Origin of the sequence: Acinetobacter brisouii (assembly GCF_008993995.1) — a bacterium.
In the GTDB taxonomy this organism is placed as follows: domain Bacteria; phylum Pseudomonadota; class Gammaproteobacteria; order Pseudomonadales; family Moraxellaceae; genus Acinetobacter; species Acinetobacter brisouii_A.
Genome location: NZ_BKNN01000016.1, coordinates 15,928 through 29,231, shown reverse-complemented (window position 1 = coordinate 29,231; position 13,304 = coordinate 15,928). Strand labels below are relative to the sequence as shown.

10 protein-coding genes are annotated in these 13,304 nt (G+C 43.1%); 1 reads left to right on the top strand and 9 read right to left on the bottom strand.

Translation table 11 applies throughout. The annotated features are described in order from the left end of the window. Positions 1 to 38 precede the first annotated feature (38 nt). The 3 genes from GBN19_RS06245 to GBN19_RS06235 all read right to left on the bottom strand — a co-directional run bounded on the left by GBN19_RS06245 (position 39) and on the right by GBN19_RS06235 (position 5,649). A complete protein-coding gene (locus GBN19_RS06245) occupies positions 39 to 2,003 on the bottom strand; it encodes a 2-oxo acid dehydrogenase subunit E2 (protein WP_151777538.1) in 1,965 nt (654 codons plus the stop codon). Between the two features lie 2 nt (positions 2,004 to 2,005). Beyond that, entirely contained in the window at positions 2,006 to 4,708 is a 2,703-nt protein-coding gene (aceE, locus tag GBN19_RS06240) for a pyruvate dehydrogenase (acetyl-transferring), homodimeric type (protein WP_151709805.1), read from the bottom strand. A 248-nt stretch (positions 4,709 to 4,956) separates the two neighbouring features. Further along, a complete protein-coding gene (locus GBN19_RS06235) occupies positions 4,957 to 5,649 on the bottom strand; it encodes a M23 family metallopeptidase (RefSeq protein ID WP_151709806.1) in 693 nt (230 codons plus the stop codon). A gap of 116 nt (positions 5,650 to 5,765) precedes the next feature. Between GBN19_RS06235 and GBN19_RS06230 the strand changes: the two genes are divergently transcribed. Beyond that, positions 5,766 to 6,203 (top strand): DciA family protein, encoded by a 438-nt coding sequence (locus GBN19_RS06230; protein WP_151709807.1) that lies wholly within the window; start codon positions 5,766 to 5,768, stop codon positions 6,201 to 6,203. A 97-nt stretch (positions 6,204 to 6,300) separates the two neighbouring features. Here GBN19_RS06230 and lpxC read toward each other — a convergent pair whose 3' ends face one another. The 6 genes from lpxC to murC form a co-directional block, all read right to left on the bottom strand. Next, complete coding sequence (gene lpxC, locus GBN19_RS06225; RefSeq protein WP_151709808.1) at positions 6,301 to 7,203, bottom strand: UDP-3-O-acyl-N-acetylglucosamine deacetylase; 903 nt, start codon at positions 7,201 to 7,203, stop codon at positions 6,301 to 6,303. 124 nt (positions 7,204 to 7,327) lie between these two features. Continuing rightward, positions 7,328 to 8,527 carry a cell division protein FtsZ gene (gene ftsZ / locus GBN19_RS06220; RefSeq protein WP_151709809.1) on the bottom strand — a complete coding sequence of 400 codons (1,200 nt, stop codon included), beginning with the start codon at positions 8,525 to 8,527 and terminating at the stop codon, positions 7,328 to 7,330. 166 nt (positions 8,528 to 8,693) lie between these two features. Continuing rightward, the gene (ftsA, locus tag GBN19_RS06215) at positions 8,694 to 9,956 is read right to left on the bottom strand and encodes a cell division protein FtsA (RefSeq protein WP_151709810.1); all 1,263 of its coding nucleotides are present in this window, start codon (positions 9,954 to 9,956) and stop codon (positions 8,694 to 8,696) included. 51 nt (positions 9,957 to 10,007) lie between these two features. Next, a complete protein-coding gene (locus tag GBN19_RS06210) occupies positions 10,008 to 10,871 on the bottom strand; it encodes a cell division protein FtsQ/DivIB (RefSeq protein WP_151777537.1) in 864 nt (287 codons plus the stop codon). 3 nt (positions 10,872 to 10,874) lie between these two features. Continuing rightward, positions 10,875 to 11,804: a D-alanine--D-alanine ligase gene (locus tag GBN19_RS06205; RefSeq protein WP_151709812.1), complete on the bottom strand. Its 930-nt coding sequence runs from the start codon at positions 11,802 to 11,804 to the stop codon at positions 10,875 to 10,877. Positions 11,805 to 11,844: 40 nt separating this feature from the next. Further along, complete coding sequence (gene murC / locus GBN19_RS06200; protein WP_151777536.1) at positions 11,845 to 13,293, bottom strand: UDP-N-acetylmuramate--L-alanine ligase; 1,449 nt, start codon at positions 13,291 to 13,293, stop codon at positions 11,845 to 11,847. Between the last annotated feature and the right edge of the window lie 11 nt (positions 13,294 to 13,304).

The window sequence follows — 13,304 nt, the reverse complement described above, 5'->3', positions numbered from 1 at the left end:
CGAAGCGAGGTTTTAAATGTTCATTTTTACTCAAAAAATTAGAGTAACAAACTACGAATATCGGCAAGAAGTTTAGTCAACTTGTTGCTAAAACGTGCAGCATCCGCACCGTTAATGACACGGTGATCATAAGACAACGATAACGGCAACATTAAGCGCGGTGCAAAGTCTTTACCATTCCATACTGGCTGCATGGTTGCTGGAGAAATACCCAAGATCGCCACTTGAGGCCAGTTCACCAATGGTGTAAATGCTGTGCCGCCAATTGCACCCAAGCTTGAAATCGTGAAGTTTGCACCTTGCAAGTCTTTCGGTGACAATTTCTTATCACGCGCTTTTTGACCCAAGACACCCAACTCAACCGCAATTTGCTTAATGGTTTTTTGGTCTGGATTACGCAACACAGGAACCGTCAAACCATCTGGGGTTGCAACAGCAATCCCCATATGGATTTCGTTACGGAGCAAGACCGATTTACCATCATCTGACAAGTGACCTGCAAACTCACGCTCTTCTTTAAGCAAGTGAGCAACAGCCTTGATGATGAATGCCATAATGGTCAGGCTAATGCCTTCTTTCTTAAAGTTGCCTTTAAGATCATTACGCCACGCTTCAAGCTCAGTAATATCCGCGAGGTCAAACTGAGTCACTTGTGGAATAAAGTTATTCAATGACAATTGTGGAATTGAAACTTGCTGCAAGCGCGTCAAGACTTTCTCTTCAACACCACCAAAGGCACTGAAGTCTGGTAATGACGGCAAGCCTGATGCAACTGGCGCAGCCGCCGCTTTAGGTGCTTCAACTGGTGCTGTTAAACGCTGTTTTACATAAGCATAAACATCGTCTTTCATGACACGGCCATGATCACCCGTTGTTTTTACTTGAGATAAAACCACGCCCAATTCACGCGCCAACTTACGAACTGCTGGGCCTGCATACACTTTCGCATTTGCAGCTTGCTGTTCTTTAGTCAGTTTATCTGCACCATGAGCTTCTACGGCTGGAGCTTCAACTTTGGCTGCTGGTGCTGCGACTGGTGCAAGCGCTGTTTTCGCTGCAGCAGGTGCAGGCGCTGCTGCAACTGGTGCTGCTGCTTGACCTTCAACTGCAATCGTTGCAAGCAAGATACCTTGTGACACGTTTTGTCCAGACTGTAGGTGAATGGCTTTCACCACACCCGCAACAGTACTTGGAACTTCAACTGTTGCTTTGTCTGACTCAACCACCACCAAGCTTTGGTCAACGTCAACTTTGTCACCGACCTGAACCAGGATTTCAGCCACAACCGCTTTATCAACACCCAGATCAGGCACTTGAATTTCAACATCACCCGCAGGTTGTGCTGCTGGTGCAGGTGCAGCCGCTTGAGCGACTGGTGCAGCAGGAGCTGGCGTTTCAGAAACTGGAGCGACAGGTGCTGGTGCAGCAGCAGAGGTTGTTTTAACTTTAATTAAAATCACACCTTCTTTAACGCTGTCACCTTGTTTAACTTCAATGCTTTCAATCGTACCAGACACTGTACTTGGCACTTCAACTGAAGCTTTATCGGATTCAAGCAAAACAAGACTGTCGTTTTCTGCAATGCTGTCGCCGACTTTTACCAAGATTTCAGCAACAAGGGCTTTTTCTACACCAATGTCAGGTACTTGAACATCAACCACTTGGCTGCTGGTTGCAACTGCTGGTTGAGTTGCTGCTTGTGCAGCAACTGGCTGTGCGGTTTCAGCGACTGGCGCAGGCTTTGCAACTTCTTCTGCTTTTGCAGCAGGTGCTGCACCCGCAGCTTCAAGTTCAATAAGCACCGTACCTTCAGCAACGCTATCGCCTTCTTTGATCAAAATGCTTTTGACCACACCTGCTGAAGTGCTAGGCACTTCAACAGAGGCTTTATCAGATTCAAGCAAAACCAAACTGTCATTTTCAGCAATACTGTCGCCAACTTTGACCAAGATTTCAGCAACTGTTGCTTTATCTACACCAATATCAGGAGTCGTAATTTGCATGATTAGTTCTCCTCTTTATAGTCTGCAACAGCATGCAGTTCAGGGTGTGCTTGTGGTGCCCATGCGACTGGACGGTCTGTATCCAACTCAAAGTTAGAAATCGCATCTTTGACTAAACGTGCGTCAACTTCACCTTCGTCAGCCAACTTTTTCAAAGTTGCAACTACGATATGTGCAGCATCTACACCGAAGTAGCTACGTAGGTTGGCACGCGTATCTGAACGACCAAAACCGTCTGTACCCAACGCAACAAATGGACGACCATCTGGAAGATAAGCACGGATTTGTTCGCTATAGGCACGCATGTGATCTGTTGCAGAAACCACAATACCTTCAGTACCGCGTAATTGTTGAGATACCCAAGATTCTTTCACATCTTCAGCAACTGGATGTAGGCGGTTGTATTCTTCACATGCCATACCATCGCGTGCCAATTCGTTGAAGCTTGTTACACTCCATACGTTTGAATGGATTTGATATTCATCACGTAAGATTTTCGCAGCTTTAATCACTTCACGAAGGATGACACCCGAACCCATCAACTGAACGGTTGCTTTTTCATCTTGTTCGAACAAGTACATACCACGTTTGATGCCTTCCTCAGCACCGTTTGGCATTTCAGGATGCTCGTAGTTCTCGTTCATTACGGTTAAGTAATAGAACACACGCTCTTGGTTGACATACATACGTTGTAAACCATCATGTACAATCACAGCCAATTCATAACCGAAACATGGGTCATAAGACACACAGTTTGGAATGGTATTTGCCAAGATATGAGAGTGGCCATCTTGGTGCTGTAAGCCTTCACCGTTGAGTGTGGTACGGCCTGCCGTTGCACCTAACAAGAAGCCTTGGGCTTGTGCATCGCCTGCTGCCCACGCAATGTCACCAATACGTTGGAAACCAAACATTGAGTAGTACATGTACATTGGAATCATTGGCAAGTTATTGGTTGAATAACTGGTCGCCAACGCCGCCCATGCACTCATTGCACCCGCTTCGTTAATCCCTTCTTGAAGCATGTGACCGTCTTTTGCTTCACGGTAATGCATCAATTGTTCTTGGTCTTCTGGGGTATATTTTTGACCGTGAGCAGCATAAATACCGAGCTGACGGAACATCCCTTCTAGACCAAAGGTACGTGCTTCATCTGGAACGATTGGAACAACACGGTCTTTAATCGCTTTTTCTTTCAATAATGCAGCAATTAAGCGAACCATGACCATGGTTGTTGATTGTTCTTTACCACCAGAACCGCTCAATACGGAGTCAAATACAGACAATGCAGGAATTGCTAATTGTTCACTCTCTTTACGACGTGCAGGCAGGTAACCACCTAAAGACTCACGACGTGCTTTCATGTACTTCATCTCTGGTGAGTTTTCACTCGGACGATAGAATGGAAGCTCTTCGAGTTGTTCATCGGTAAATGGCAAGTTGAAACGGTTACGTACATATTTCAACGATTCAATCTGCATCTTCTTGATTTGGTGTGTTTTATTGACCGCTTCAATTTCTTCAGACAGACCATAACCTTTGACTGTTTTTGCCAAGATCACAGTTGGTTGACCCTTAGCTTTCATTGCTTCTGCATATGCAGCAAAAACTTTGTATGGGTCATGACCACCACGGTTGAGATTATCAATGTCTTCATCGCTTAAATCTTTTACAAGTTCCGCAGCTTCTGGGTACTTGCCAAAGAATTTCTCACGTGTATATGCACCACCTTTCACTTGATAGCGTTGGTATTCACCATCAACTGTCTCTTCCATTACCGCTTTTAAAGCGCCTGTGCTGTCTTTTGCAAGTAGTGGGTCCCAATGACGGCCCCATACCACTTTAATCACACGCCAGCCTGCGCCACGGAACAGTGATTCAAGTTCTTGGATAATTTTACCGTTACCACGTACAGGGCCATCAAGACGTTGCAAGTTACAGTTTACAACCCAAATCAGGTTATCTAACTTTTCACGACCTGCCAGTGAAATTGCACCCAAGCTCTCTGGCTCGTCCATTTCACCGTCACCGAGGTAAGCCCAGACTTTACGATCTTCTTCTTTAATCAAACCACGGTTCATCAAATATTTTTGAATGTGTGCTTGGTAAATCGACATGATTGGACCAAGACCCATTGAAACCGTTGGGAACTGCCAGTAATCAGGCATTAAATAGGGATGTGGATAAGATGGTAGACCAACACCTGCAACTTCACGGCGGAAGTTATTCAAATGCTCTTCAGTCAAACGACCTTCTAAGAATGAACGTGCATAGATACCCGGAGCACAGTGACCTTGATAATAGATCATGTCACCGCCGAAGCTGTCACTATTGGCACGGAAGAAATGGTTAAAGCCAACATCGTATAAAGTTGCTGAAGATGCAAAACTTGCTAAGTGACCACCTAAATCATCGCCTGTTTTATTGGCACGTAATACCATCGCCAATGCATTCCAACGAATCAAAGCACGGATACGACGTTCCATATCTTGGTCACCTGGCATAGCAGGCTGTTCTTCTACAGAAATGGTATTGAGATATGGAGTATTTAGGCGCTGAATAGGAACATGTTTAGCAATTGCGCGTTGATAAAGTTTTTCTAATAAGAATGCTGCTCGCTCTGTTCCCATATGTTGTAACACTGAATCAAAAGCATCTTCCCATTCTAGGGTTTCTTGTGCGTCAGAATCACCATAATACGCCATGTTTCACCTTTCCTTAATCATTTTAGACAACCCGCTAGTTGTACCATGTTTTAGTTGAAAAAGTTATGGCTACTTTTGAATACAAATGGATACCAATATTTAGAAAATAAATAATCGTTATCCTAAAAATGTTTATTGACAAAAAAATCGCCAACATGTGGCGATTTTATGAAAGAACAATAGATAAGAAAGAGGTTTAGAGGTTTTTTATTTCTGATCTATTGGTTTAAGTGATGAACTCTAGATACTTATGGCAACATTGCAAGATAGGTGCTTGGATTTTTACGCTGACCATCTTGTACGATTTCATAGTGTAAATGCGCCCCTGTACAACGACCTGTACAGCCAACTTTCGCAATTTCTTCACCTGATTTTACACGCTCACCCACACTTACTAATAAACGAGAAGCATGTGCATAACGTGTGATATAGCCATTACCATGATTAATTTCAATCATTTGACCGTAGCCATTTACCCAGCCTGAACGTGTTACAACACCTGAACCTGAAGCATAAATAGGTGTACCACTTGGTGCAGCCAAATCAACCCCAGGATGATATTCTGATTTACCCGCAAAGAAACGAGTTCCATATTGTGAACTTATACGAACAACATCAGGCAATGGATTAGCTTTCAACCAAGACATTACGCTCGAATTTGAACCTGTATTTGGAACTGAAAGATTGGCGCTACCATATTTTTTAGTAATTGAAGCGTTGTTAAATTCAACTGATTTTTGACCACGTAACTTAATATTTACAGAAGGCGTTGCATCTGCCTCATCCACATCATTACTTTCTACTGAGTATGAACCTTGTGCAACAGCACGGCTCAATTGCTCTAAACGATCAGTTGATGTTGGATTTGGTGTATCAATAAGATCTGCAAATGCCAGTGGTGTAGTCACCAATATGGATAACGCTAACAAAATACGGCGCATAAAAAACCTCTAAAAACTGCTTAACCTAAGCATAATAAAAAACCGCCTTGGTGCTTCTTGTTTCACTCAAAACAAACTTCTAAGATAACTGAACACAGCCTTATTTGGACTCTGCCATGTCACAACCTAAAAATCTATTTCAGTCCAATCAACCCCAAGCCAAGGCTGCAAATATTCAGCAACTCACCAAACAAGTTCAATATTGGCAAATACTGACAAAAATCATTCAACCGCTTCTACCACAACCTGAACACTGGCAAGTGGTCTGTTATCAACAAGGTGTTTTAACAATCACAGGTGAAAATCAAGCCATGATTAGTCAACTGGGATATTTACAACAACACTATGTTGCACAACTTTCTCAACGAGAAGAATTTAAAGATTTACAAAAAATTCAAGTTCGTCTTCGTACAAAAAACATTCCAAAAAAATCTGTAAATAAAATTCAACCTATGTCTGCAGAAACACAACAGATGTTACAAAACGCAGCACAGTTTGTGAACGACCCTAAGCTTAGCCAAGCTATACGCAATTTGGCAAGCGTTATAGAGTAACAATGTGAATTTGGCAGGTTATTTTTCAATATTTTGCTCTTTTTTCTACATTTTACTTTTTTGTAGAGTTTAAAAACCTGCCTGAGATTTTAAGGGCTTAGCTCACGCTTACATATGGAATTGGACAGTCTGCAATGTCATTAAATGTTACAATTTCGTAATTACTTGGATCGCTCTTCACTTGATGGAGCAATTGATTGTTGAGTGCATGCCCAGATTTGTAAGCATCGAATTTTGCAATGATTTGATGTCCAAGTAGATATAAATCTCCAACCGCATCTAAAATTTTATGACGAACAAATTCATCATCGTAGCGCAGCCCTTCTTCATTGATGACACCTGTATCATCTACACCAATCGCATTTTCTAAACTTGCACCTAGTGCTAGATTATTGGCTTTCAAAAAATCTAAATCTTTCATAAAACCAAAAGTTCGCGCATCACTCACTTCATACACAAAAGTTTCTGTTGAAAAATCAATCGTGGCAGATTGATATTCTTTCGCAAAAGCAGGATGATCAAAATCAATCGTGAAGTTAAGCTGAAAACCAGTATGCGGAGTAAATGCTGCACGCTTATCCGCAAGTGTTGCCTCAATTGGTTTTAGAATTTTAATAAATTTCTTTGGTGCATCCTGTTCAACAAGACCACCTTGCATCAATAGATAAATAAATGGCCCTGCACTCCCGTCCATAATTGGAACTTCAGAGGCAGACACTTCTACAATTAAATTATCAATTCCTAATGCTGCAATTGCACTCATCACATGCTCAATCGTTCCAACTCTGATGTCTTCACGAATCAAATTTGAACACATAAATGCTTCCTGAATCAGCATTGCATCTGCAGGCAAATCGACGGGCGGATCTAGATCGATCCGACGAAACACAATACCCGAATCAACCGTATGCGGCACAAAGTTAATCAAGACTTTTTGCCCGCTGTGTAAACCAATGCCACTGGCTTTGACGACACGCTTGAGGGTACGCTGTTTCAACATCTGTTCTTGTCTTCTACCTTTACAAACTGCTCAAGATTAGCATATTTAATTATTGATAAAAAACAAAAAAGGTAGGTTGATCACCTACCTTTTTTTCTTTTAAGTGTATTGATTAATTCAATAATCACTTACCTTGTTGTTTTTTCAAGTAATCTTGAATGCTCATCGGGTTCGGACGAGCATTACCACCTGCTGGTGCAGTTGGGCGTGCAGGTACACTATTCGGCTGATACTGACGCTGAATCGCAGGAATATCGTCATCTTCTACGATTTGCTGTGGCTGTTGCATGGCAGCAGCTTGTGCCTGAGCCGCTGCTGCTTTCGCACGCGCAGCTTCCTGATTATTTGAATTACGTGTCAAACCTGTTGCGATAACCGTTACACGAATTTCATCACGCGCATCAGGATCAAAAACTGTACCAAAGAACACTTCGCCTTCATCTAAATCAACAATTTGATTGACTACATCAGTGATAATTTGTGTTTCACGTAAGGTCACATCATTACCGCCAGTGATGTTAATGAGCACCCCTTTGGCATTCATAATATTCACATTATCTAATAATGGACTACGGATTGCCAAACGTGCTGCTTCTTCTGCTCGGTCTGGCCCAGAGCTTTTGCCCTCACCCATCATGGCATAACCACGAGTACTCATTGCAGTTTTCAAGTCAGCAAAGTCAAGGTTAATATGACCAGGGCGCACCACTAGATCAAAGATACTACGTACCGCATTTAACAACACGTCATCTGCTTTACGGTAAGCATCTTGCATAGAAATGTCGCCATAGACATTCAGCAAGCGCTCATTTGGAATGATAATCAATGAGTCTACAAACTGCTCAAGTGCTTCAATACCTTTCTCAGCAGACTTTTGACGACGACGACCTTCAAAATTAAATGGTGTCGTCACAACGCCAACCGTTAAAATTCCCATTTCTTTGGCAATTTCAGCAACGACAGGTGCTGCACCTGTACCTGTACCACCACCCATTCCTGCGGTTACGAATACCATATCCGCACCTTCAAGATGTTGACGAATCAATTCACGGCTTTCTTCCGCTGCGATCTGACCGACTTCAGGATTTGCACCAGCACCTAAGCCACGAGTACTTTGTTCACCCAGTTGGATTTTAAATGGGGCATTCATGCGATCCAAGGCTTGTTTGTCAGTATTGGCACAAACAAACTTTACACCTTTAATATCAGACTGCACCATGTGCTGTACAGCGTTACCTCCGCCACCACCTACACCAAATACAGTGAAACGGGCCTGACCGTTACCGTCAGTTTGTTCGTCGTCTAAAAATTCAAATGAGGCCATGACCTTGAGTGTTCCTAATGCTTATTGGCAGCCACTTGAGCCCGTATACTGCCTTGAACGTCTATATAAAATACAATTTTTTTAGGATGCTGTGCTGAAGCCATCTTTGTCAAGTATAGAACTTTTTGCTTACAACTTCCCAACAATATCCATCATCGAAACAAACCTAGAAAATCGATTTTAGTTTATTGTTTAGTGAATTTAATCCATTTCTTAAACGACTCATCATCGTTTTATCTCCATGATCCTCTGCAACTTCAATTGCATCAGGCGTTTCGCTTTGACTATACATTAATAAGCCTGCGGCTGTAACATATTGCGAACGGCGTAAAGCGGCTAAATATGCATCATCTGCGTTCACCTGTAAAGGTGGATTGCCTAAATGTGCTGAAACTCCAAAGATTTTACGCGACAAACTGACCATGCCTTCAATTTGACAAGCATCACCAGTCAGCACAACACCATGATATAAACCATGAATTGCGCCTGTTTCTTCCAAATCTTGGCGAATAGTATTTAGAATCTGCTCATAGCGCGCAATAATGATTTCGCTCAGTTCAATACGACTAATCGTTTGCGGCCCTTCAATGCCTTGCACATGCAACATATGATCAGGTTTGACCACATTCATGTCGACACAGCCATGCAAAATCTTGATGCGTTCAGCTTCATCTGTTGTGGTTTGTAAAACCGCTGCAATATCTCGAGTAACATGCTCACCGCCAACAGCATAAGTTTTAGTGAGCGCCAAACGCCCATCTAAATATACCGCTAGATTGGTCGTACCTGCACCAATGTCGAGTAAACATACCCCATAATCTTTTTCATCTTGCAACAAACTTGCTTCAGCAGTTGCCAATGAGGAAATGACCATACGCTCAACCCCAATATTGGCGCCTTTCATCGCACGATCAAGGTTTTGCATGGTACTGATTGGGAGCATCATCAACTGATAATGCCCTGTCATGCTATGTGCTGACATATTAATTGGATTAATCACCCATTGCTGAGAATTATCTAACTCGAAGCCTAAAGGCACAGCACTCGCTAAATAATGATCAGGTGTAATATGACTGGCTTTTGCCAACTCTAGTGCACGAACGACTTCACTGGTGGTAATCGTTTGATCTGGGTTGGTAATAGGTGTCCGTCCTGCTGCATAAAAGCTTTTTAAATCTGTACTCGGAATTGAAATCCATGCGGAATGCACACGACATTCAGCCATGTTTTCAGCTTCAGAAACTGCATTTTTAATTGCAGAAATCACTTTATCGAGACTAACGATTTTCCCTTTATTCATGCCGCGATTGCGTGCAGTTGCCATGCCAACAACCTGAATATTGTCAGGGGCATGGACTTTACCAATCAAGACTGAAACTTTATGCGTCCCGATGTCTATTGCTACAACTGAGGGAACCGCTTCACTCATTACCTATTACCATCAATTTATCATTAATTTTGGGCATTATGCCGACCAGTCTTAATGCGCTTGAGCTGTATTTGGCTCACTCGCAGGGCTGCTGGTTATCGTATTACTTGCTACAAACTGTCCATGTGAAACAGGCGCAGCACCTTTCCACTGAATGGCTAAACCATTTCGGTAACGCAGGTCGACCGTGGCAATTTGAGACCAAATTGGTTTTAGGTCTGTCCCTGCTAGCGTACTTAAACGCTGTAGTTTACTCATGGTTTGATCTTGATCAACAATAATTCGTAATCCTGAATCAAACTGCATGAACCATGTCATACGCTCAGTGAGATATAATTCTTTTAAATGAACATTAAAAGGTTGAAATAGTTGATTAATTTCATTATATCTTCGCATCATCAATTGTGACTGGCTAATTGGGCCATGCAACAATGGTAAATCATCATGTGGCAGTGGCGCAGCTTCTGTATACACATCACCACTATCACTGAGTAAACGCCCTGTTCCCCAGCGTGCAATTGGATGGCGTGGGAAAACCCGCACTCGAATCGAATTTGGCCATGCTCGAGACACCACAACACGATCTACCCACGAAATCTCTAATGTCCGATCACGGATTTTCTCCAAGTCTGACGTGAAATAGTTATCTCGCATGATCGGTTTAACATAAGCATCAACTTGTTGAGCTTCTATTGCTGAATCATTACCCACCACTTGCAAATCTGCGACACGTGCATCTGTGATGATCTTATATAACCCATAAATTCCAGCAATAAAAACGGTTGTTGCAATAAGTAACAATATCCACCCACCCATATTGGCCATTTTCTCAGCACGAGTGGGTGGTTTTTCATGAATAGAGGTGACGGCTGCTGTGCGTGGTTTACGCCGCATTGAAGCTGGTAGTTGCGCCATAAATTAGTGAGCCACATCCGTGAGCGTTTGTTCCAAAATTGCAAGACACAAGCTGTCAAAGTCATACCCAACCGCTTTTGCAGCTTTAGGGACAAGTGAGTGACTGGTCATGCCAGGCACGGTATTGACTTCAAGCAACCAGAAATTACCTTGCTCATCTTGCATGGCATCAATACGCCCCCAACCACTTGCGCCAACGGCTTGAAAAGCACGTAAACACAAGGTTTGTAAACGCTGTTCTTCTGACTCACTTAAACCACAAGGAATACCATATTGCACATCATTGCGCTGATATTTTGCTTCATAGTCATAGAAAGCCACATCTGCGGGTGGCTGCAAACGAATCACAGGCAGTGGCTGACCATTTAATAATGAAATGGTAAATTCACGTCCCGTAATCCACTTTTCTGCCATTACAGAAGCATCATGTCGAGTTGCTTTTTCAATCGCAGCCGCAAGGTCTTCGGCTTTTTCGACTTTACTCATGCCTACGCTAGAGCCTTCATGCACAGGCTTGATAATTAAAGGTAAACCTAAGCTTTCAACCACATCAGCTAAATCTGTGTCTTTGCTAATGATACGATAAGGTGCTGTCGGCAACTCTGAACCTTGCCAAACTTGTTTGGTTTTGACTTTATCCATACCAATTGCCGAGCCTTGTACGCCCGTACCTGTATATGGAATGTTCAACCATTCAAGAACACCTTGAATCTGACCATCTTCACCGCCACGACCATGCAATACAATAAATGCGCGGTCATAGCCAACCAGTTCAGTCACACTGCGCTCTTGTGGATCAAATGCTTCTGCATTGACACCTGAACGCAACAATGCTTCAAGAACTGCTCGACCACTATCTAAGGAAACTTCACGCTCTGCTGAACGTCCACCCAATAACACTGCAACCTTGCCGAATTTTGAAGCATTTGACACGTTTTTTATCCTTGAATCTAAGCAAATCACCCAAACGGGATTATTTTATAAATAAGCGTTTTTGCGCTAACTCAACCGAAATTGCACCCACGTTACCCGCACCTTGTGTTAATAACAAGTCATTTGGTTGTAACACTTTTTGAATGACATTTTCGAGGTTACCTTCGACTGGATCAATCAAAATCGGTTCAACTTCACCACGTAAGCGAATACTGCGTGCGAGTGAGCGACTGTCTGCCCCCACAATCGGTTTTTCACCTGCAGGATAAACTTCAAGCAACAACAACTGATCGACTTGCGATAAAACATCAACAAAATCATCAAAACAGTCGCGTGTACGGCTAAAACGGTGCGGCTGAAATAGCATCACTAAACGGCGATCGGGATGACTTTGGCGCGCAGCTTTAATCGTTGCTTCAACTTCTTTCGGATGGTGACCATAGTCATCGACCAGTTTGACGTTGCCATCGCCCAGCGCATATTCACCTTGGACTTGGAAACGACGACCAACACCGCTAAAGCCTTCTAAGGCACGGCAAATTGCCGCATCAGAGACACCCTCATCGGTCGCAACACCAATCGCAGCCAAAGCATTTAAAATGTTATGCAGACCTGGCTGATTGATGGTGACACGCAGTGGCTCACGGTTTTTACGCAAAATGGTAAAGTGCGAACGCATACCATCTTGTTCAACTTCAACAGCACGAATGTCATTGTCTTCTTTAAAACCATAAGTGATGGTTGGACGACCAAAACGCGGCATGATTTCACGCACATTGGCATCATCACCGCACACCACCGCCAAACCATAGAATGGCAAACGGTGAATAAACTCAATAAAGGTGTCTTTTAACTTGTCAAAACTGCCTTCGTAAGTGTCCATGTGGTCAGCATCGACATTGGTAATAATCGCAGCCATTGGCTGTAAAAATAAGAATGAAGCATCAGATTCATCGGCTTCAGCCACAATATAACGACTCGCACCGAGTGCAGCATTCACACCTGTACGGTTGAGCAAACCACCAATCACATAAGTTGGATCGAGGTTTTCTTCTGCCAACATGGTGGTCAGCAAACTGGTGGTTGTGGTTTTCCCATGCGTACCTGCAACTGCAATCCCATGACGATAGCGCATCAGTTCACCCAACATTTCAGCACGGCGAACCACTGGAATACGTTGTTCCAATGCTGCTTTCACTTCAGGGTTTTCATGATCAATCGCTGTCGATACCACAAGAACATTGGCACCCAATACATTTTCAGCAGCATGTCCGATATAGACCTGAATGCCTTTTGCTTCAAGATGCGCTGTGGTTTTTGAGGCTTTAATGTCTGAACCAGAAACACAGTAACCTTGGTTTTTTAACACTTCGGCGATACCGCACATCCCTGCCCCACCAATTCCCACAAAATGAATGTGTTTGATACGGCGCATTTCAGGCACTTTGATAAGTTTGTTGACTTGATCTACTGGGGTTGTCGATGACATACGATGCTCTA